Genomic DNA, 21,225 nt, shown 5'->3' with positions numbered 1-21,225 from the left:
ATTCAGCCCGTCCGGCGTTTGAGGACGAACTCGGCGAAGCCGGTGATTGTCGGCCACCAAGGCCCCCGCGCCGAGCGGGTTTTCGGGAAGGGGCGGGGTTGGGGAAATAACCCGCTCTAGGCCGTGAGCCGCGCGATCGCCTCCGCCACCGTCAGCTCCTCGCGCTCTCCCGTCCTGCGGTCCTTCAGTTCCACGACGCCCTCGGCGGAGCGACGGCCCGCGACCAGGATCTGCGGCACACCGATCAGCTCCGCGTCCGTGAACTTCACGCCCGGCGAGACTCCCGCGCGGTCGTCGACCAGAACCCGCACGCCCGCGGCGTTCAGCTGCTCGGAGACGTCGAGGGCGAGCTCCGTCTGGAGCGCCTTGCCCGCGGCCACCACGTGGACGTCGGCGGGGGCGATCTCCTTGGGCCAGCACAGACCCTTGTCGTCCGCCGTCTGCTCGGCGAGCGCCGCCACCGCGCGCGAGACGCCGATGCCGTACGAACCCATGGTCACGCGGACCGGCTTGCCCTGCTGGCCGAGGACGTCCAGCTGGAAGGCGTCGGCGAACTTGCGGCCCAGCTGGAAGATGTGGCCGATCTCGATGGCGCGGTCCAGCTTCAGGCCCGTGCCGCACTTGGGGCAGGGGTCGCCCTCCTCGACGACCACGACGTCGAGGTACTCGTCGACCTCGAAGTCACGGCCCGCGACGACGTTCTTCGCGTGCGTGTTGTTCTTGTTGGCGCCGGTGATCCAGGCCGTACCGGCCGCCACCCGCGGGTCGGCGATGTAGCGGACCTTCTCCAGGCCCTGCGGGCCGACGTAGCCGCGTACGAGATCGTCGCGGCCCTCGAAGTCCTCGGCCGTCACCAGCTCCACGACGGCGGGCGCCAGGTGCTCGCCGAGCTTGCCGAGGTCGACCTCGCGGTCACCGGGGACACCCACGGCGACGATCTCGCCGTCGACCTTGACCAGGAGGTTCTTCAGGGTCGCGGACGCGTGCACACCGAGGTGGGCCGCGAGCGTCTCGATGGTCGGGGTGTCGGGGGTGTCCAGCTCCTCGACGGGGCCGTGCGTCGAGCCGTCCACCGCGGTGGCGACGAAGGAGACGGCCTCCGTATTGGCCGCGTAGTCGCACGCGGGGCAGTCCACGAACGTGTCCTCGCCGGCGGGCGCGGGCGCCAGGAACTCCTCGGAGGCCGAGCCGCCCATCGCGCCGGAGACGGCGGAGACGATGCGGTGGTCGAGGCCGAGGCGCTCGAAGATCTTGATGTACGCGGCGCGGTGCAGGGCGTAGGACTCGGCGAGACCCTCGTCCGTCGTGTCGAAGGAGTACGAGTCCTTCATCTGGAACTCGCGGCCACGGAGCACACCGGCACGGGGGCGGGCCTCGTCGCGGTACTTCGTCTGGATCTGGTAGAGGATCACCGGCAGGTCCTTGTAGGACGAGCACTGGTCCTTGACGATCTGGGTGAAGATCTCCTCGTGCGTGGGGCCGAGGAGGTAGTCCGCGCCCTTGCGGTCCTTGAGGCGGAAGAGCAGGTCGCCGTACTCGTCGTAGCGGCCCGTCACGTCGTACGACTCCTTGGGAAGGAGCGCGGGCAGGAGGACTTCCTGGGCGCCGATGGCGTCCATCTCCTCGCGCACCACGTGGGAGATGTTCTCCAGGACCTTCTTGCCGAGCGGCAGCCAGGACCAGATGCCGGCGGCGGTGCGGCGGACGTATCCGGCCCGGACGAGCAGCTTGTGGTTGAGCGTCTCGGCGTCCGCCGGGTCGTCGCGCAGTGTCTTGATCATCAATCGGGACATGCGCTGGACCTGGGCCATGGTGAACTCCTGCGTGGAAAGAATGATGTGCAGGAGGTTAGCCGGGGGCCGGGTGCGGGTGGAAATCGGTTAGATGCCGGGCCGCCTCAGCGGCAGGGGCGCGCCCATCACGGCGTACGGCTTCGGGGCGCTGGGGAACTGGACGTTGCGGGCCAGGTCCGCGTATCCCAGGGAGCGGTAGAGGCCGCGTGCGGGGCTCTCCGTGTCGATCGCGGAGAGGATCGAGCGGGGCTGGTGGACGGTCTCCGTGATGGTGGTGATCAGGGTGCGGCCGACCCCGCGGTTCTGGTAACCGGGCTGCACATGGAGCTCGGTGATCACGAAGGAGTCGTCGAGCCAGTCGTCCACGCCTCCGGCCCGCAGATACGGCTCGACGACCGTGGACCACCAGTGGCCGCGGTCGTTGGGCATGCCGTAGACGAATCCGACGAGCCGTCCCTCGGGGGTGCTTGCGCCGAGCGCGCGGGCGCCGGGATAGGTGATGTGCCGCAGCACGATCTGCCGCCTCACGGCCACCTCGTCGTCGCTGAGACCGAAGGCATGGGCCTGCACCCGCAGCGCTTCGTCCACGTGCGTGGCGAGGTCGAGCGGCCCGATCACGACGTCGTCAGTCATGCGCCGAACTTTAACTCGCGGACGCGGGTACGTGAGGAGCGCGGTGTGAGACGTGACGGAGCTAGAACAGGACGCTCATGAACGCCCCGACCTCCTGGAACCCGACCCGCCGGTACGCCGCCCTGGCCGCGGTGTTGAAGTCGTTGACGTAGAGGCTGACGACCGGGGCGACGTCCGCGAGGGCGTAGCCGAGGACGGCCGCCATGCCCGGTGCGGCGTAACCCTGGCCCCGATACTCGGGGGCGACCCAGACGCCCTGTACCTGGCAGGCCTGGTTCGTGGCCGCGCCGATCTCGGCCTTGAAGATGACCTTGCCGTCGCGGTCGAGGCGCGCGAAGGACCGCCCCGCGCCGACCAGTTCGGCGACCCGTGCCTGGTAGAGCAGGCCGCCGTCGCCCGCGAGGGGCGAGATGCCGACCTCTTCGGTGAACATCGCCACGCACGCGGGCATGATCGTCTCCATCTCGTCCTTGCGGACGCGACGGACGTAAGGGTCGGGGGCGATGTCTCGCGGGAGCCGGTCGGTGACCATCAGGGGCTGCTGGGCGCGGACCTCGCGGGCGGGGCCCCAGGACGGTTCGAGCAGCCGCCACAGCTGGGCGGTGGGTTCGGCGGGGCCGACGATGGAGGAGCAGCGGCGGCCTGCCCTGCGGGCGCGGTCCGCGAAGGCGCGTACAGCTCGCGGGGTCGCGCATATGGGGACGAGGTTGGCGCCCGCATAGCAGAGGGACTCCAGCATTCCGTCCTGGTACCAGCCCCACATCTCGCCGCCGAGACGCCACGGGTCGAGGCCCGCGATCCGGACTCGTGAGGCCACGAAGGCGTTGGCCACCGGCTCGCGGTCGAGGACAGCGAGCGCGGCGTCCAGGTCACTCGGCTCGAGGACCCTGGTGGTGGTCTGAGTCAACACGTGCGAGGGCCTCACCATTACGGTCTGCTAGATCTCCGCACTGTACCTGGCGGGGGCGCCTTGTGCGGGGTGCCTTTTGTCCTCCGGGGTTTGCCCTGCTTCTCGCGGGCCGGGGGCCTTTCGCCGCGGGGTTTGTCGCCTTCGCCGTCACCTTCGCCTCCGCCTCTGCGGGCGGCTTTTCTTCGCCGCTTCACGGCGGGTTCGCCCACCCGCCCGCCCGATTGCCCCGGGTAATAGGTGGGTGGGCGGGAAACATCCGCCGCGAAGCGGCGGTTCAAGCGCGAGACGGCGGCGCTGCCACCCAGCAGCGGTTCAGGCGCAATCGGCGCCGCAGGGGCCAAGCGGCGGTTCACGCCGGGCTCGGTAGCCCACGCCGATGCGCACCCCCCGGGCAGCACCCGGGCCCCGCCACCAAGTGGTGGCGGGGCCCGGTTCACGGTTCGAGCCGCGTGCAACGCAACCGCTAGCCGGCGACGGCGACCGTCGGCTCGCCGGAGGGGATTCCGTCCTTCTCCATCTGCTCGGCGATCTTCATCGCCTCTTCGATGAGGGTCTCCACGATCTTCGACTCGGGGACGGTCTTGATGACCTCGCCCTTGACGAAGATCTGGCCCTTGCCGTTGCCGGACGCGACGCCGAGGTCGGCCTCGCGGGCCTCGCCGGGGCCGTTCACGACGCAGCCCATGACGGCGACGCGGAGGGGGACCTCCATGCCGTCAAGGCCCGCGGTGACCTCTTCGGCCAGCTTGTAGACGTCGACCTGGGCGCGGCCGCAGGAAGGGCAGGAGACGATCTCCAGGCGGCGCGGCTTGAGGTTGAGGGACTCCAGGATCTGGATGCCGACCTTGATCTCCTCTACCGGCGGCGCCGAGAGGGAGACGCGGATGGTGTCGCCGATGCCCTCGGAGAGCAGCGCGCCGAAGGCGACCGCCGACTTGATCGTGCCCTGGAAGGCCGGACCCGCCTCGGTCACGCCGAGGTGCAGGGGGTAGTCGCTGGCGGCGGCCAGCTGGCGGTAGGCGTTGACCATGACCACCGGGTCGTTGTGCTTGACCGAGATCTTGATGTCGCGGAAGCCGTGCTCCTCGAAGAGCGACGCCTCCCAGAGGGCCGACTCGACCAGGGCCTCCGGGGTGGCCTTCCCGTACTTCGCGAGAAGGCGCGCGTCCAGGGAGCCCGCGTTGACACCGATCCGGATCGGCGTGCCCGCGTCGTTCGCGGCCCGCGCGATCTCCTTGACCTTGTCGTCGAACTGCTTGATGTTGCCGGGGTTCACACGGACCGCGGCGCATCCGGCGTCGATGGCGGCGAAGACGTACTTCGGCTGGAAGTGAATGTCCGCGATCACCGGGATCTGCGACTTCCGCGCGATGGTGGCGAGGGCGTCCGCGTCGTCCTGCGTAGGACAGGCGACCCGCACGATCTCGCAGCCGGACGCGGTCAGCTCCGCGATCTGCTGCAGCGTCGCCCCGATGTCGGACGTACGCGTCGTGGTCATCGACTGCACCGACACCGGTGCGTCTCCGCCGACAGCCACCGTCCCGACCTGGATCTTGCGGCTGACCCTACGGTCGGCGAGCTTGGTCGGAACGGACGGGATTCCGAGAGAAATGGCAGTCATCTGGCGTGCATCCCCAAGGTGTGGATCATGGTCCCGAGATCGGCGGGCTCCAGGCTTCGAGATTACGGCACCCCGCAGGGCCCGAGCACATCACGTCCCCGAGTCCACCCAATAGTGGGCGGCCAGCCACATACAGTGCCTGGCCGCCGCAAACTTTACGCAATCAGGAAATTCTGACTGGATTAACTACATCCGCGATCAGGACGAGGATCGTGAAGCAGATGAAGATTCCGGCCACCACATAGGCGACGGGCATCAGCTTCGCGACGTCGAAGGGGCCCGGGTCGGGCCGCTTCAGGAGCTTGGCAGCCTGGCGCCGGACCGATTCCCACAGTGCTCCCGCGATGTGCCCGCCGTCCAGCGGAAGGAGCGGCAGCATGTTGAACAGGAACAGGGAGAGGTTGAAGCCCGCCACCAGGAACAGCATCATCGCGATCTGGTTCTCCGGCGGGATGTCGAGCGTGAAGACCTCGCCGCCCACACGGGCCGCGCCCACGACACCCATCGGGGAGTCCTGCTTGCGGTCGCCGTCGCCGAAGGCCGCGTCCCACAGGTCGGGGATCTTGGACGGGAGGGCGATGAGTGACTCGACGCCGTTCTCCATCATGTCGCCCATGCGGCTGACGGAGTCTCCGAAGCCCTGCTGGACGATGCCGGTGGCGGGGGTGAAGCCGAGGAAGCCCGCGTTGACGTACTTCCCTTCCTCGTAGCCGCCTTCGCCGTCCGTCTTGCTGACCTGGTTCTTGATGAGGTTGGCGTGCAGGTCCACCTGCTTGCCGTCGCGCTCGACCGTGATGGTGGCCGGGCCGATGGTCTCGCGGATCTTTCCCTGGAGCGCGGACCAGTCGTCGACGGGCTTGCCCTGGAAGGCGACGATCTTGTCGCCGAGCTTCAGACCCGCCGCCTTGGCGGGGGCGACCGTGTCGCCCTTCTCGCACTTGGAGCGGTTCTCGCTCTGCTGGATGACGCAGTCGGACACCTTGCCGACGGACGTCGTCTGGGTGCTGATGCCGAACGTCATCATCACGCCGAGGAAGATCGCCACGGCGAGGATCAGGTTCATGAACGGACCCGCGAACATCACGATCACGCGCTTCCACGGCTTGCGCGTGTAGAAGAGCCGGGTCTCGTCGCCGGGCTTGAGCTCCTCGAAGGCCGCCGACCGCGCGTCCTCGATCATGCCGCGCCAGGGAGACGTGGAGCGTGCCTCGATGCGGCCGTCAGGGCCTGGCGGGAACATGCCGATCATGCGGATGTAGCCGCCGAGGGGGATGGCCTTGACGCCGTACTCGGTGTCGCCCTTCTTGCGCGAGAAGATCGTCGGGCCGAAGCCGACCATGTACTGCGGCACGCGGATGCCGAACAGCTTGGCGGTCGACAGGTGGCCCAGCTCGTGCCAGGCGATCGAGAACAGCAGCCCGACCGCGAAGACGACTATGCCGAGGATCATCATCAAGGTCGTCATGCGCGGGCCTCCGCGGTCGCCTTCGCCGTCAGTTCACGTGCCCGGGCGCGCGCCCAGGTCTCCGATTCGAGGACGTCCGCGACGGTCAGGGAAGTTCCCGCGGACGGTGTGCCGTGTTCGGCGACGACCTTCGTGACGGTCTCCATGATCCCGTTGAAGGGCAGGGCGCCGTTCAAGAACGCGTCCACGCACTCCTCGTTGGCGGCATTGAACACTGCCGGGGCCGTGCCCGCGAGCTTCCCCACATGTCGGGCGAGCCCGACCGACGGAAAAGCGTCGTTGTCGAGGGGGAAGAACTCCCAGCTCGACGCCTTTGTCCAGTCGAACGCGGGCGCCGCGTCCGGCACGCGCTCGGGCCAGCCGATGCCGATGGCGATCGGGCCGCTCATGTCGGGCGGCGTGGCCTGGGCCAGCGTCGATCCGTCGGTGAACTCGACCATGGAGTGCACGTAGGACTGGGGGTGGACGACGACCTCGATGTGCTCGAAGGGGATGTCGTAGAGGAGGTGCGCCTCGATGACTTCCAGACCCTTGTTGACGAGCGTCGCGGAGTTGACGGTGATGACCGGGCCCATGGCCCAGGTGGGGTGCGCGAGCGCCTCGTCCGGTGTGACGTTCGCCAGATCGGCCTTCGTACGGCCACGGAACGGGCCGCCGGAGGCCGTGACGACCAGCTTGCGCACATCGGCGCGGGTTCCCGCGGCGAGCGCCTGGAAGAGGGCGGCGTGCTCGGAGTCGACGGGGATGATCTGCCCCGGCTTGGCGAGCGCCTTCACCAGCGGGCCGCCGACGATCAGCGACTCCTTGTTGGCGAGCGCGAGGGTGCGGCCCGCTTCGAGCGCGGCGAGGGTGGGCGCGAGCCCGATGGATCCCGTGATGCCGTTCAGGACGGTGTGGCACTCGGAGGCGGCGAGCTGGGTGGCCGCCTCGGGCCCGGCGAGGATCTCGGGCAGCGGCTCACTGCCGTAACTCCCCTTCAGCGCCTCGCGCAGCGCCGGTACGACGTCCTCGCGGGCCACCGCGACGGTCCGCACCCGCAGCTGCCTCGCCTGCTCGGCCAGCAGCGATACGCGGCCGCCGGCGGCGGAGAGCGCGGTGACGCGGAAGCGACGGGGATTGCGCAGGACGAGATCGATGGCCTGGGTGCCGATCGAACCGGTCGAGCCGAGGATGACGATGTCCCGCGGACCGTCCGTGACCACGGGGTCGAAGACGAGATGCGGGTCGGCGAGGGGGGCTGGACTGTCGCTCATCCCCCCATTCTTGCCTGGGCGGCTGTGTGCGGGTGCACTGCGCCCCGATCCGGTCGCTCGGAATCGTGTTCCGGGGGCGGCCGGAATCGTGTTCCGGGGCGTTCTTGTGAGAAGGAACGCCCCGGAACGCGTGTCAGCGGATCGGACGGTGGACGTTCTCCCGCTGGGAAGGACCTGGTGTGGCGTCCGCGATCCAGGGGCCCTCGCCGCTGGGGTCGACGACGCCGGATTCCAGCCAGGTGTACGTGCCGGACAGGACGCCCTTGACCACCTTGTGGTCGACGTCGTCCGTGTTGGTCCACAGGCGGTCGAAGAGCTCGTCGACGCGGATGCGGGACTGGCGGCAGAACGTGTCGGCCAGCTGATACGCCTCGCGGCCGTAGTCCTCCGTCGTGCGCAGGAGCTCCGCGCGTACGCACGCGGCGCTCATCGCGAAGAGTTCGGCGCCGATGTCGACCACGCGGCCCAGGAAGCCCTGCTTGGTCTCCATCTTTCCCTGCCAGCGCGACATCGCGTAGAACGTCGAGCGGGCCAGCTTGCGGGCGGCACGCTCCACGTAGCGCAGATGCGGGGAGAGGTCGGTGTGGCCGCTGGGGTGGAACTCGGCGTACGAGCGCGGGAGTTGACCCGGCCCCGTGACCAGCTTCGGCAGCCAGCGGGCGTAGAAGCCGCCTGCCTTCGCTCCCGCCTTCGCCTTGTCGGAGAGGGACTTGTCCGGGTCGATCAGGTCGCCCGCCACCTTGAGGTGCGCGTCCACCGCCTCGCGGGCGATGAGCAGGTGCATGATCTCCGTCGAGCCCTCGAAGATGCGGTTGATGCGCAGATCGCGCAGGACCTGTTCCGCCGGGACCGCGCGTTCGCCGCGGGCCGCGAGGGACTCCGCCGTCTCGAAGCCCCGGCCGCCGCGGATCTGCACGAGCTCGTCGGCCATCAGACAGCCCATCTCGGAGCCGAACAGCTTGGCGAGCGCGGCCTCGATGCGGATGTCGTTGCGGTCCTCGTCGGCCATCTGGGAGGAGAGGTCAAGGACGGCCTCCAGGGCGAAAGTCGTCGCCGCGATGAAGGAGATCTTCGCGCCGACCGCCTCGTGGAACGCGACCGGCTTGCCCCACTGCTCCCGCGCGCCCGACCACTCACGGGCGATCTTCAGGCACCACTTGCCCGCGCCGACGCACATCGCGGGCAACGAGAGGCGTCCGGTGTTGAGGGTCGTCAGGGCGATCTTCAGGCCCGCGCCCTCCGGACCGATGCGGTGCGCGGCCGGGACGCGGACCTGGTGGAAGCGGGTCACGCCGTTCTCCAGGCCGCGCAGGCCCATGAAGGCGTTGCGGTGCTCGACGGTGATGCCCTCCGCCGCGGCCTCCACCACGAAGGCCGTGATGCCGCCCTTGTGGCCCTCGGACTTCGGTACCCGCGCCATGACGACCAGGAGGTCCGCCACGACGCCGTTCGTGGTCCAGAGCTTCACGCCGTCAAGGACGTAGTCGTCGCCGTCCGGCACGGCCGCCATCGCCATGCGCGCCGGGTCGGAGCCGACGTCCGGCTCGGTCAGGAGGAACGCGCTGATGTCCGTACGGGCGCAGCGTGGCAGGAACTCGTCCTTCTGCTCCTGGGTGCCGAACTGCTTGAGCGGCTGGGGTACGCCGATCGACTGGTGGGCGGAGAGCAGCGCGCCGATGGAAGGGTTCGCGGAGCCGACGAGGGCGAGGGCCTTGTTGTAGTACACCTGCGTGAGGCCGAGCCCGCCGTACTTCGTGTCGATCTTCATGCCGAGCGCGCCGAGCTCCTTGAGCCCGTTGATGACCTCGTCGGGGATCTTCGCCTCGCGCTCGATGCGGGCCGAGTCGATCTTCGTCTCGCAGAAGTCGCGGAGCTTGGCGAGGAACTCCTCGCCGCGCCGCGCGTCCTCGTCGGCGGGCATGGGGTGCGGGTGGATCAGGTCGAGCCGGAAGCGGCCGAGGAAGAGTTCCTTGGCGAAGCTGGGCTTGCGCCAGTCCTGCTCACGGGCGGCCTCGGCGACCTGCCGGGCCTCGCGTTCGCTGACGGACGCCCCGGAAGGGGGTGTGGGTTGTTCGGGCATTGAGGAGCTCACCTCGCCGCGAAGTGGGGCCGATCGGCTCCGGTTGACCCGATCTCGACCCGGTCGGTTACTGACTGGTGCTACTCGGTCGTATGGATCGTATGTACCCGATTCGCCCGGGGCCCACCAGTCTTCGCGCAGCGTTCGGAGCATCCCGTTCTCAGGTGACGAGAACGGCCGGAGCCCCCGCACAGGGGCTCCCATATGAGCACGCTGCCCCCTGTCGCCCGGAGACCGATCTACGAGACCGCAGCGACGTACTCCACGTGGCGGGTCCGGCAGTGGTTCTGCCGGATACCTCCGGCTCCCCGGCCCGACTTTGCGGAGTAAGAACTGAGGAGCCGTCCCACTCCTCCCGCACGGGCAGGAGGGCAAGCCTTGAACCTTGAGTGCTCTGCTCATCCGCAACCACTCGACGGCGGGCTAACCGGCGGAGGTCGGACGACGCACTGCGTCACCCCACCCCGTCAGGGGACCCTTTCTGCGGACATTCCGTTCACGAACCCGAGCGACCTGAGTCCCTCGGCCGCACAGAGCCCGTCTGACGCGCCGCCAACTTCCGTCTGGAGCAGCTGGTAGTCGGCGCCCTGCTGGTGACCCCAGTGCATCGCAGCACGCCACAGTGCCCGTCCGTATCCGTGCCCGCGGCACTCGGGCAGTACGCCGAAGTACTGGGGCAGGAGTCGCAGCGCACCCGCGGCGTCCGTCATGGTCTCCATTGGTCCGATCGCTCCGGCGACACGGCCCTCATGGAGGACGATCAGGACCGGGCCCACGGAGCCGGCCCGCATCTGCTCGTGGAGGAACGCGAATCCGTCCGGGGCCATCCGCTGGGCGAACTCGCCGAACCCGGCCTCGCCGGTCAGCTCCTTGTACTCCTGCAGCGGCGTCCGGGGTGGCTCTCCCGGCCCGGTCTTGAAGTCTTTGAGCTGCACGCGGGTGCCGACGCCTCGTATGTCCGACTCGGGATCGTCCGGGCCGCAGAACCACACCACGCGGGCTTTCGCCGCCCCGACAGCGAGGGCGAGCCTGCGGGCAAGGTCGGCTCCGGCCGTCAACGCCTCTGGATTCCCGTAGACGTGAACCTTGACCGCTCCGGCACCGCGCTCCACGAGCGTGGGCACGAGGGTCTGCTCCTGGTCGTGCTCGATGGCATCGACGAGGACGCGCTCCGCCTTCGTGTCGGACCATCGCCGGTCCTTGTCGTACGTGAGGAACCGGCCGCTTCCTGCGGTCTGCACGACGGCCTCGAAGAGGTCGGGGAGCCGGTCACCCCAGCGGACGGGGCCGAGCGTCGGCACGTACGGGACAGGCATCACGGGCTCAATCCAGGCCCATTGGAAGTGCATGGCTGCACGCTACTCAGCGGGCACACACGGCACAGGCCCCGACGCGTTTCGCGCCAGGGCCTGCTCACCTACGACCAGTTCTCTCCCCCGCCTGGTGCTAGTGCGGGTTGTCATCCCCCGCGTTGCAGGAGCACTTCGCGCTGTCCATCAGGTCGTCCAGGTCGGCCACGGCCGTGATCGTGGTGACCTTCGGCGCCGGGGCCAGGACGGGCCGCGTGAAATACGGCAGAGCGTCACCGGCCTGGGGCGGAGCCTCGTCCGGGAGCGGTCGCCTCGGGGAGATCTCCACTGCCACTGCGGTCATGCCTTCACCTTCGCTTTCTATCCGTGCCGGCAGTAGCTCGCCAGCGGAGCCTTCGCCTCCTGGTAGTGCTTGGCCAGGGGCCTGCAGACGGTGCAAGCGCCGGAGAGCTGACAGCCTGAGCAGCCTCCGGTGCGAAGCATGAGGCGGTCCGCGATCGCACCCAGCCGGGCGAGGCCCTGAATCCCCTCGTTCGGGAGGCTGATCTGGTCGTCGCGGCCGATCTTGCAGATGGACACAAGACCGTGTGGGTCCATGTGGAAGAAGGTGTGTCCGGCGTTGCAGCCGGTGAACTGCCGGCGCATCCGCAGGTGTTCCTTGGACTGCGCTCCGAGGACCTCGCCGCCGCCGTAGATGGTCGGCGTTATGTTCGTGTAGACCTCGTGGTCAACGCCCCACGACGTGCAGAGGTCGACCATCGCCTGCTCTTCGTAGGCGTTGTCTTCCGTGACGATGACGCTGACGCGCAGCGGCAGACGCGCGGAGCGGGCGGCGTTCATGCCCTGCACGAACAGGTCCCAGGCGCCTTCGCGCTGCGTCAGCTCGTCGTAGCTGGCCTTCGTCGCCCCGTACATGGAGACGGTCACGCGGTAGGGCGGGCACTCCTTGAACAGGTCAAGGAGGTTCTGTCTCCACAGCAGGGAGCCGTTGGTCGAGAGGGTGAGCATCATTCCCAGCCCGTACGCGTGCCGCCAGGACTTCATGAAGTCCTTGTCGATGGTGGGCTCGCCACCTGTGACCTGGAGCCACAGCACTCCGGCCTCCGCCATCAGCTCAAGGCAGTACCGCTTGTCCGGAAACGCCATGCCCGACTGCACCTTCAAGCCCAGGTAGCAGTGCTTGCAGGCGTAGTTGCAGCCGAGGTTGACCTCCCAGCTCGCCTTCGAGTAGCTCCAGGTCGACGGCTGTCGGACGAGCAAGACGTCACCGGCCGGGCGGCCGGTCACGTCGAGGTCGTCCCACTGCCCTCGCACGGCCTCGGCGAGCCAGTCCGGGGATGGCTCGCGCGGGTCGAGGGCGCGCAGTTCCTCGTAGTGCTGCTCGGGGAGCAGGGCGCCGCCGCGGCGGCCAGGTCGCACGAGGATGTGCTGTTCGAGGAAGGGGCTGGCGATCAGAGAGTGCATGCGTCCTCCAGGGAGTCGAATCCGCCCCGGCCGAGATCAGCGCCCCGCGACCGGGGTGGGTACAGGGGGCGGAGCGGGCAGGGCGTCATTGCGTTGCGAAGCCGTAGGCGAGGGCGCTCATCACGGCCAGGAGGGCGGCCAGGTACATGGCCTGAGCGGCGATGGTGTGCCACATCGGGATCTCGCAGACGGGCTGCTCCTCCGGGGGCGGCGCGACTTCGGCCCAGACCCGCTTGCCCCACCGGAACTCGTCGACGCCCCACCGTGGCGTCAGGGCATCGATGAGGAAGAGGCCGCGCCCGCTCTCGCCGAGCGCCTCGTCGGTGCGCGCGATCTGAGGCACCTGCAGAGAAAGATCAACGACCGCCACCTTCACCCGGTCCGTCGCGACGCGGGCCACCGTGACGCGGATCGAGGAACCCTTCCCATGGACGACTGCGTTGCCGACCAGCTCACTGGCCACCAAACGGGCCGTCTCCGCGAGCTCGCTCAGTCCCCAGTCCGCGACAGCCTTGTCCACCATCTGCCGCGCCGCCCTGGCGGACTCCGCCTCTCGCGGCAGGATCCCGGTGAACACATCCGAGCCATCTGTGGCGTACAGAGCACACATCACGCGTCACCCGCCTTTCGCCGTAGTCGAAGGCGACGAGCGACGGCCGACTGAGTTCTCCCCGAGATGAGGGCACGACCGCCCAGTGCGAACAGCAGACCGCCGCGGAGGAACGTCGCTCCGTCTTCGCCCCAATCCCATCGGGACCGCCTGGGGTCGGGAGCCGAGGACGGAAGCGAGTGCCCGACACCTCGCGCCCGCTCGTCACCCGTCGTGGCGGATCCCTGCAGAACAGAGCCCACGGCCAACCGCCTCCCTCTAATCTCGTTACTGGGGGATGGCATCGACGTTATGGAGTCGGCGCAGTCTCTGTAAGTGACCGTGAGTACAGGTGACTTGCCTCCCAAGGCACCGGGAAGGGCCTCCATGCGGCTGAGCCTTCACCGAACCCTGACTGGCGGTACGGGTTCGGCCTCACGCGCACGAACGGGTTTGATCAGCGGGTACGTCTTACGGGTAATTCGTGAACAGATGGGCTACACGCAGGAAGAGACCGCGGGGCTTCTCCGGGTGAGCATCGACACCGTCGCTGGCTGGGAGACGGGCCGCCGCCCCCTCACCTCCGTGCCCGTCGGGCAGATACTCGCGACACGGTCCCGGTTGATGCAGATGGGCACCCCGCCCGCTCTGCTCCAGGCCCTTGAGCGCGGCCTGGAGGCCGACGTCCTGCTGTCGAGCGTCCTCAACGACGAGACACCGACCGACGACAGCCCTCTCGGCGTGGTGGTGATGCAGCGCGAGCTCGCCGAGGTGGTCGCCTGGCCACTCAACTCAGTGCCCCCTGGCCCCATTCGGGATCTGCCGCTGCCAGCGCGCACCCGGCGCGGTCCGGCGCCGACCGGCCCGCAGCTGACCGCGGAGGAGCGCGCCCAGTTCTTCAGGGTGATGCGGCGCACAGCCGAACAAGCCTGCGGTGAGGGGCAGTTCCTCCTCCGCCGCCAGGCCCTCTACCTCTCCGGCTACGACAACGCGCCCGACAGCGTCGAGTGGCTCGCCCATCAGCAGCACACTGAGCGGCCGGGTGACTGGCTGTCCTCGTGGCTCAACGAGCGGTCCGTCGCCGCCGTCGCCGCCCGGCACGGCGACCGCGACCGCATGAACCACTTCATCGACCTCGTCCTCATCGACGACGACGCCGGCGAGTCCGCGAACCTGTCGTACTGGGCCTACTGGGTCGGCGAGATGACCACGCCCCAGCTCAACGACGACTTCATCGCCGGCGGGGCCCCGGAGGTGTGGCCCGGCGACAAGCTGCTGACTCACCTGGTGGGCGGCCTCTCACCCGAGCACGGCTATGTAGACCTCAACGTCCACAGCCTGTGGTCACTTCTCCAAATCAGGCCCAACCTCCTGCGCTCGGGGGCCGCCTCCCGCGCCCTTCGCGAGAGACTCCCCGTGATGTTGGATAGCCGGAACATCTCCTCGCGCGGACACCGCGAGTTGGAGAGCATCCGGTACGCGATCCGCCTCGCCGAGGCGTGAGAGGAGCCCTACCGTGGCCGACGACCTGAGTTCGGTTGCTCGATTCCTGTACGAGGCAGGAACGCTCAAGCACACGAAGCGCACCGGCTGGTGGATGGGTGGCGTCAAGGACCCCGAGTCCGTCGCCGAGCACTCGTGGCGCGTCGCCATCATCGCTTCGATCATCGCCAAGCTCGAAGGTGCCGACCCGGCCCAGGCCGCGTTCCTTGCCGTCTGGCACGACACCGGCGAGACCCGCACCGGCGACGTGAACCATCTCGGGAAGAAGTACACCGGCGGAGCTGAGGCCGACCCTCGTGACATCGCGGCCGACCAGTCGACCGGCTTCCCCACCGAGCTGGCCGACACGGTGCGTAACCTGATCGGCGAATACGAGGGCAAGGAAACGCCCGAGGCTGTCTGTGCCCGGGACGCCGACAAGCTGGAGTGCATGATCCAGGGCATCGAGTACCGCGAGCAGGGCTACACCAACATGCAGCGGTGGATCGACAATTCACGCGGCCGGATCACCACGAAGTCCGCCGCAGAGCTGGCAGACGCAGTGCTCGAAACGGGCTCGCTGGACTGGTTCCGGGCCGCCCTCGGCGAGACGTCCTGAACGAGAACGGCCGGAGCCCCCGCACAGTGGGCTCCGGCCGTCCGGTTCGAGAACCGGCTTGCTTCGTGAACTGACTTACAGGTCGAGGCCCGTCATGACCATGACCCGCTCGTACGTGTAGTCGTCCATCGCGAAGCGGACGCCCTCGCGGCCCACGCCGGACTGCTTGACGCCGCCGTACGGCATCTGGTCGGCGCGGTAGGAGGGGGCGTCGCCGATGACCACGCCGCCGACCTCGAGGGCGCGGTGCGCGCGGAAGGCGGTCTGCAGGTCGTGGGTGAAGACGCCCGCCTGGAGGCCGTACTTGGAGTCGTTGACGGCGGCGAAAGCCTCCGCCTCGCCGTCCACCTTCCTGATCGTGAGGACCGGGCCGAAGACCTCCTCGACGGCGATCGTCGCGTCGGCCGGTACGTCGGCGAGCACGGTCGGCGCGTACGAGGCGCCGTCACGCTTGCCGCCCGCGAGCAGCTGCGCGCCCGCCTGGACGGCCTCGTCGACCCAGGACTCCACGCGCTTGGCGGCGTCCTCGTTGACGAGCGGGCCGACATCGGTCTTCGGGTCGGACGGGTCGCCGGTGGCCTGGCCCTCGATGGCCGCGAGGACGCGCGGCACGAGCCGGTCGTACACGGAGGCGTCGGCGATGACCCGCTGCACCGAGATGCAGGACTGGCCGCCCTGGTAGTTGGAGAAGGTCGCGATGCGCGAGGCCGCCCAGTCGAGGTCCTCGTCCGAGGAGAAGTCGGACAGGACGACGGCGGCGCCGTTTCCGCCGAGCTCCAGGGTGCAGTGCTTGCGCGGCACCGAGTCCAGGATCGCGTAGCCGACCTTCTCGGAGCCGGTGAAGGAGATGACGGGAAGGCGCTCGTCCTGGACGAGGGCGGGCATCTTCTCGTTCGCGACCGGAAGCACCGACCAGGACCCGGCGGGCAGTTCGGTCTCGGCGAGCAGCTCGCCGATGAGGAGACCGGAGAGCGGGGTCGCCGGCGCCGGCTTGAGGATGATCGGCGTGCCGGACGCGATGGCCGGGGCGATCTTGTGGGCGCAGAGGTTCAGCGGGAAGTTGAACGGCGCGATGCCAAGGACGACGCCCTTGGAGAAGCGGCGGGTGAAGGCGAGACGCCCCTGGCCACCGGCGTCGGTGTCGAGGCGCTGGGCCTCGCCGCCGTTGAAGCGGCGGGCTTCCTCCGAGGCGAACCGGAAGACGGATACGGCACGGCCGACCTCACCGCGGGCCCACTTGATCGGCTTGCCGTTCTCGGCGGAGATGAGCTGGGCGATCTCTTCCGTCCGCTCGACGAGCCTGCGGCTCACGTGGTCGAGGGCCGCGGCCCGCACGTGCGCCGGGGTCGCGGAGAACTCGTCGCGCACCGCGTACGCGGCGGCGACGGCCTCCTCGACCTGGGCGTCGGTCGGCACGGCGGCCTTGCCGACGACCCGTCCGTCCCAGGGCGACGTGACGTCGAGAGTGGTCTCACCGGTGGTCTGGCGACCGGCGAGCCAGAAGGCGTGGATGGAAGTCATGTCGATTCCCGGCCCTTCCGCGAAGGTGTGTCTTGGGGGGTACGTTCCCCACCGTAGGGGCGGCAGGGGTGTGTGACGTTTGTCCGACCCGGAGTACTGGCCGGGGGGCCCGCGCCTCTTTGGCAGGGGCGCATTCCGTACGCGGCTACCCTGAACCGCCCGATAGCTACTCCGTACCGCTCGAAGTCGCCTTCAGCGACAGCCACAGCTCCATGCGGACGTCCGGGTCGTCCAGGGAGCGGCCCAGGATCTCCTCGACCCTGCGCATGCGGTAGCGGAGCGTGTGGCGGTGGACGCCCAGGTCCGCGGCCGCCGCGTCCCACTGGCCGTGGCGCGAGAGCCAGGCGCGCAGCGAGGCGATCAGGTCACCGCGGCCTGTGGCGTCGTGTTCGAACAGGGCGCGCAGCAGACCGTCGGCGAACGCGCGCACCGCGTCGTCGGCGAGCAGCGGCAGGACCGAGCCCGCCGCGAGGTCCTCGTGCTCGACCATCGCGCGGCCCCGGCGCCTGGCGATGGAAAGCGCCTGGTCGGCCTGTTTGTACGCGGTGGCCGCCGCGATCGGTCCCGCGGGTGCGGAGAGGCCGAGGAGGAGGGAGGTCCCTTCGCCCGCACCTTGTTCAGGCACCTCGGAACGCGCGGCCTCCAACGCCTGCGCGTACGCGACGCATGCCGCGGCGCCCGCGCCGCCGTCCACGACGAGCAGGACGAGCCGCTCGCCGTAAGGGACGACGAGGAGTGCTTCGCCGGCGCGCGCGGCGGCGGACTCGATGGCATCTGTGAGCCCGGCGAACGGGTCGCCCTCCCCCGGAGCGGGGGCGGAGGCCGGCACCTCCGCCACCACCAGGCGGAACGGCGCGTCGAGCAGGCTCCCGTACAACTCCCCCGCCACCGTGCGGGCGTGCTCCGGCTCTCCGGCGAGCAGCATGCGAAGGACCGCGGAGCCGACCCTGGCCTCGGCGGCCTGGAGCGAGCGGTTGCGCTCCGTGGTGAGGGTGAGCAGCGCTATGGCGGAGTGCAGCGCGTACCGCTCGGCGGTGCCGAGGGTGGATGCCGTGCCGACGGCGAGCGCGGCGCGGGGCCGCCGTCCCGTACCGATCGAGTGCAACTCCACCCGGTCCTCCGCGCCCGCGACGACCGCGCTCGCGGGCGCGGCCCGGTCCCGCAGCCGCTCCACGTCGGTGGTGAGCCTGGCGGCCCGGCGCGAGGCCCACTCGGGCGCCGTGGCGACGACGGCGCCCGACGCGTCGTACAGCGCGGCCCAGCCGTCGACCTGTCCGGCGAGCGCGCCGAGCAGCCCCTCCGGGCCGTCGCTCAACGCCTGCTTGGTCAGTTCGCGCTGGGCCGCGAAGCCCGCCGTCACCGCGCGGTACTGGTCGGCGGCGATGGCCGCGGACACGGCCTTGCTGATGGCGAGGAACGGCGTGCGCCGCGGCACTTCGAGGAGCGGAAGCCCTTCGTCCGCGGCGGCCTCGACCAAGGCCTCCGGGATGTCCTTGTAGTGCACGCCGACCGCGAACCCGAGCCCGACGACCCCCGCCGCCGCGAGCCGCTTCACATAGCGGCGCATCGCCTCCGGGTCCTCCGCGTCCAGCTTGAGCGCGGTGATCATGAGGAGCTCGCCGCCCTCCATGTAGGGCACGGGGTCGGTGAGCTCACTGGCGTGCGCCCAGCGCACGGGCGCGTCCAGATGTTCCTCACCCGCGCGCACGGTGAGCTTCAGCGCGGAGTGGTGGACGAGGGAGGCGAGCGTGGGCGGCATGGGACCTTCAGGTCTGGTCAGCAGGTCAGGACGGCAGGTCTGGCAGCGTCGGTGAGGCACGCGCCCCGGTCGGCCATTGAATCCCGGACGAGATGTGGATCTTTTGGCCGGTACGTATGAACGACCTGTGCCGATTCTGCCTCACCGTACGGTACGTACGGGACCGAATACCCCGTACGCATATACCTGCCTGCGCCCCGTTGACTAACCCCGGAGATCCACCAGGAGGGGAGGCGCGTGCTCCCCCTTCACATCCGTCAGCGAGAGCACTGCGTGGCCGGGCGGCAGGGAGTGGGCGAGGTCGGACGCGGACCAGCGTTCGCGCTCGACCTTGCGCACGGTGACGGCGTCCGTCGTGACCGCCTTGCCGGTGACGAGCTTGCGCAGCGAGTGCAGCGCCCGCGTCATCGGCTGATCGGCGAAGACCGTGTGCTGCGCGACTTCCTTGGTCTCGATCCACTCGGTGCCCCAGGCCTCGGTGAACCGGCGCCCGTCCCAGGTCGTCACGCCGGAGAAGGCCATCCGGCAGCCGACCGCCGCGTAGAGCGGCCCCTGGAGTGCTTCCGGTACCTCGCCGATGGTGCGCAGACCGAGCACGACGCCCGCGTTCAGCGACCGCAGCCGCTGGACGGCGCGCACGCTCTCGGCGGTGAGGGTGCGCGCGGCGTCGTCGAGGATCAGGCAGGCGAAGTGCGGGCGCCGGGCCGGACCGCGCACGACGTACGTGAACTGGGCGAGCAGCAGCCGGGCAAGGAGACGCGCGGCCTCCTCGTGTCCGTGCTCGGGCAGGTCCACCCTGACCCGGAGCGGGTGGTGGACGACGGCGCGCATCGAGAAGGGGTGCCCCTCGCCGCCGGGGTCGAAGAAGTCGGCGAAAGCGGGCCGGTCGAGCAGGCCGAGCCGGTCGGCCAGGGCGGGCCCTGGGTCGTTGGGAGAGCCCGACTGACGGATACGGGCGTCCAGTTCGCGGCGCATTGCGGTGTGCCCGTCCGCGGCGAGGCCCTCCTGGAGGGCGGCGAGCCCGGCGGGGTCCCCTTCGAGGAGTTCGCGCAGCACGGGGACGGAGGGGAAGCGTCCGTGAAGGAGGCGGTAGGGGCCGAGGAGTTGGGCGAGGGTGGTGGCGGCGCGGCGCGTATCGACGGCTTCGAGGTCGCCGACAAGGCCTTCGGCGAGGAAGGCGGCGGCCTCGTCCGGGTCGGCGCAGCCCGCGTACAGATCGATGTCGTGCACGGACGCCGGATCACCCGGCTTGACCACGATGTCGTACGCCTCGTCGCCGCCGAGCGCCGTGCCCGCGGCGCACACGGCGACGACCGCGCACTGTCCGGTCAGGGCGCCCAGGGCGAGCGACTCCGCCACCGGGCGCATCAGCCTTCCGGTCTTGCCCGCGCCGGACGGCCCCACCGCGAGCAGTGAGGTGCCGAGCACGGCGGGATCGAGCGCGGCGGCGGCGTCGCGTACGGCGTGGGGATTGCGCTCGTCCTTCGCGTACCGGCCGATCCTGACCTGGCCGACGAGCAGGTCGTGGACGGCGCTGCGCGCGGGCAGGTCGCGCTGGCCCGATGGGTGGGTCCAGGCCGCGGAACCCTGCCGGGTGACGGTGTCCACGAAGGTGGCGAGGGCGTCCGGGTCACGGCCTGCCGTGCGCCAGGCGTGGGTCACGCGGGTGCAGTCGACGTCGTTCATGCGTCCGCTGACCAGTTCGGCGGAGAGCAGGTCGGCGGCCTTGTCGTGGCCCGCCGCGCGCAGCTCGGGCCAGTGGCCGTGCGTGGGGGCGTCGGCGGGGCGCGGCGGGGCGGCGGTCGGCCTCGACCGTGTCGTCGCGGCTCTGCCGTCGCGGACCGCCTGCCACCATCCGCCGATGCGGGCGAAGGGCCACAGCACGGCGAGGGTGATCAGTACGTACAGGGAGTCGGTGACCATGCGCGAGGTGAAGACTTCATAGCCCGCGACGAGCGCGATCAAGGAGTAGACGGGGTCGGCCACGGGCAGCGGCCGCATCTCGAACCCGAGGGCGCTCGGCCAGACGTAGACGAGGGCGGCGACCGCGCCGACGGAGGCGATCACGGCACGGGCCGGTTGCGGGCGTCGCGTCACGAAGTGCCTGATGGCGTCGGGCCAGGCGCCGAGCCGCCCGACGCTGTAGATCACCGCGCCGAAGACAAGGCCGTCGTAGACCACCCGGGCGTCCGTGGCCTGCTGCTCCTTGGGCGTGGCGCTGCCGGCCCACCACCAGTCGCCCGGCGTGAACAGCTTCAGGGGGGCCCACTGGTAGGGGATGCTGCCCTGCCGCCACAGCGACCAGAACAGCAGCCCGAGCAGGGTGGAGATGACCATGCCGACGGCCAGGCGCCGGGTGACACCTTCGGTCTCGGACTCGGGCACGGGGGGCCGGTAGGCGTAGCGCCAGATGCCCGGCGCCACCTTGGGGCGGGGCGCGGCGAGCCAGTCGGCGACGGATGAGGGGCGCTCGGCGCCGGGCGGCTTTCGGGGCATCGGCGGAGGCGCGGGGGCGTTGGGCGGCGCCGCGGGGACGGCGGGCGCCGCCGGCCGCGGCACCGGTGTGGCGTGTGTGCCGCGAGCGTCGTGCGTGCCCGTGCCTTCGGAGTCCATGGCCCTTGCCCCCTGACCTGCCGGTCTGTCGGTTCAGCCGTCAATCTAGTGCCCCCGCAGGGGGAGTTCACCGCATACGCGCCCGGTGCCTGCGGGAATGGGCAGGCACAAGG

General features: G+C 69.9%; 16 protein-coding genes. 2 read left to right on the top strand and 14 right to left on the bottom strand.

The features are described from left to right. Positions 1 to 116: 116 nt before the first annotated feature. From ACFQ7F_RS24160 to ACFQ7F_RS24110, 11 genes are all read right to left on the bottom strand, one after another. Positions 117 to 1,811: a proline--tRNA ligase gene (locus tag ACFQ7F_RS24160; protein ID WP_383273720.1), complete on the bottom strand. Its 1,695-nt coding sequence runs from the start codon at positions 1,809 to 1,811 to the stop codon at positions 117 to 119. 69 nt (positions 1,812 to 1,880) lie between these two features. Next, positions 1,881 to 2,426, bottom strand: coding sequence for a GNAT family N-acetyltransferase (locus tag ACFQ7F_RS24155; protein WP_383273718.1), 546 nt, complete (start codon positions 2,424 to 2,426; stop codon positions 1,881 to 1,883). 61 nt (positions 2,427 to 2,487) lie between these two features. Continuing rightward, positions 2,488 to 3,336 carry a GNAT family N-acetyltransferase gene (locus ACFQ7F_RS24150; RefSeq protein WP_383273716.1) on the bottom strand — a complete coding sequence of 283 codons (849 nt, stop codon included), beginning with the start codon at positions 3,334 to 3,336 and terminating at the stop codon, positions 2,488 to 2,490. 463 nt (positions 3,337 to 3,799) lie between these two features. Further along, positions 3,800 to 4,957, bottom strand: a complete 1,158-nt coding sequence (gene ispG, locus ACFQ7F_RS24145) for a flavodoxin-dependent (E)-4-hydroxy-3-methylbut-2-enyl-diphosphate synthase (RefSeq protein WP_383273714.1) — start codon at positions 4,955 to 4,957, stop codon at positions 3,800 to 3,802. Positions 4,958 to 5,120: 163 nt separating this feature from the next. Next, complete coding sequence (locus ACFQ7F_RS24140; protein WP_383273712.1) at positions 5,121 to 6,422, bottom strand: M50 family metallopeptidase; 1,302 nt, start codon at positions 6,420 to 6,422, stop codon at positions 5,121 to 5,123. Further along, positions 6,419 to 7,675 carry a 1-deoxy-D-xylulose-5-phosphate reductoisomerase gene (gene dxr, locus ACFQ7F_RS24135; protein WP_383273710.1) on the bottom strand — a complete coding sequence of 419 codons (1,257 nt, stop codon included), beginning with the start codon at positions 7,673 to 7,675 and terminating at the stop codon, positions 6,419 to 6,421. The genes ACFQ7F_RS24140 and dxr overlap by 4 nt, the downstream gene beginning before the upstream one ends. A 133-nt stretch (positions 7,676 to 7,808) precedes the next feature. Continuing rightward, positions 7,809 to 9,755, bottom strand: a complete 1,947-nt coding sequence (locus ACFQ7F_RS24130; protein ID WP_383273708.1) for an acyl-CoA dehydrogenase family protein — start codon at positions 9,753 to 9,755, stop codon at positions 7,809 to 7,811. Between the two features lie 467 nt (positions 9,756 to 10,222). Further along, a complete protein-coding gene (locus ACFQ7F_RS24125; RefSeq protein WP_383273706.1) occupies positions 10,223 to 11,104 on the bottom strand; it encodes a GNAT family N-acetyltransferase in 882 nt (293 codons plus the stop codon). Positions 11,105 to 11,201: 97 nt separating this feature from the next. Further along, the gene (locus ACFQ7F_RS24120; protein ID WP_383273704.1) at positions 11,202 to 11,408 is read right to left on the bottom strand and encodes a hypothetical protein; all 207 of its coding nucleotides are present in this window, start codon (positions 11,406 to 11,408) and stop codon (positions 11,202 to 11,204) included. 17 nt (positions 11,409 to 11,425) lie between these two features. Beyond that, complete coding sequence (locus ACFQ7F_RS24115; RefSeq protein WP_383273702.1) at positions 11,426 to 12,529, bottom strand: radical SAM protein; 1,104 nt, start codon at positions 12,527 to 12,529, stop codon at positions 11,426 to 11,428. Between the two features lie 85 nt (positions 12,530 to 12,614). Further along, a complete protein-coding gene (locus ACFQ7F_RS24110) occupies positions 12,615 to 13,139 on the bottom strand; it encodes an ATP-binding protein (RefSeq protein ID WP_383273722.1) in 525 nt (174 codons plus the stop codon). Between the two features lie 366 nt (positions 13,140 to 13,505). Here ACFQ7F_RS24110 and ACFQ7F_RS24105 point away from each other — a divergent pair, with 366 nt between their 5' ends. Together ACFQ7F_RS24105 and ACFQ7F_RS24100 are read left to right on the top strand one after the other, a co-directional pair. Then, the gene (locus ACFQ7F_RS24105; RefSeq protein WP_383273700.1) at positions 13,506 to 14,621 is read left to right on the top strand and encodes a helix-turn-helix domain-containing protein; all 1,116 of its coding nucleotides are present in this window, start codon (positions 13,506 to 13,508) and stop codon (positions 14,619 to 14,621) included. A 13-nt stretch (positions 14,622 to 14,634) separates the two neighbouring features. Next, positions 14,635 to 15,219, top strand: coding sequence for an HD family hydrolase (locus tag ACFQ7F_RS24100; protein WP_383273698.1), 585 nt, complete (start codon positions 14,635 to 14,637; stop codon positions 15,217 to 15,219). 75 nt (positions 15,220 to 15,294) lie between these two features. Here ACFQ7F_RS24100 and ACFQ7F_RS24095 read toward each other — a convergent pair whose 3' ends face one another. From ACFQ7F_RS24095 to ACFQ7F_RS24085, 3 genes are all read right to left on the bottom strand, one after another. Further along, positions 15,295 to 16,740 carry an aldehyde dehydrogenase family protein gene (locus tag ACFQ7F_RS24095; RefSeq protein WP_383273696.1) on the bottom strand — a complete coding sequence of 482 codons (1,446 nt, stop codon included), beginning with the start codon at positions 16,738 to 16,740 and terminating at the stop codon, positions 15,295 to 15,297. Between the two features lie 166 nt (positions 16,741 to 16,906). Further along, entirely contained in the window at positions 16,907 to 18,499 is a 1,593-nt protein-coding gene (locus ACFQ7F_RS24090; RefSeq protein WP_383273694.1) for a PucR family transcriptional regulator, read from the bottom strand. 204 nt (positions 18,500 to 18,703) lie between these two features. Continuing rightward, positions 18,704 to 21,112, bottom strand: coding sequence for an ATP/GTP-binding protein (locus ACFQ7F_RS24085; protein ID WP_383273692.1), 2,409 nt, complete (start codon positions 21,110 to 21,112; stop codon positions 18,704 to 18,706). Between the last annotated feature and the right edge of the window lie 113 nt (positions 21,113 to 21,225).

Origin of the sequence: Streptomyces sp. NPDC056486 (assembly GCF_042795295.1) — a bacterium.
In the GTDB taxonomy this organism is placed as follows: Bacteria; Actinomycetota; Actinomycetes; order Streptomycetales; family Streptomycetaceae; genus Streptomyces.
The sequence above is the reverse complement of the archived record's forward strand: the minus strand, read 5'-3'. Positions and strand labels throughout refer to the sequence as shown.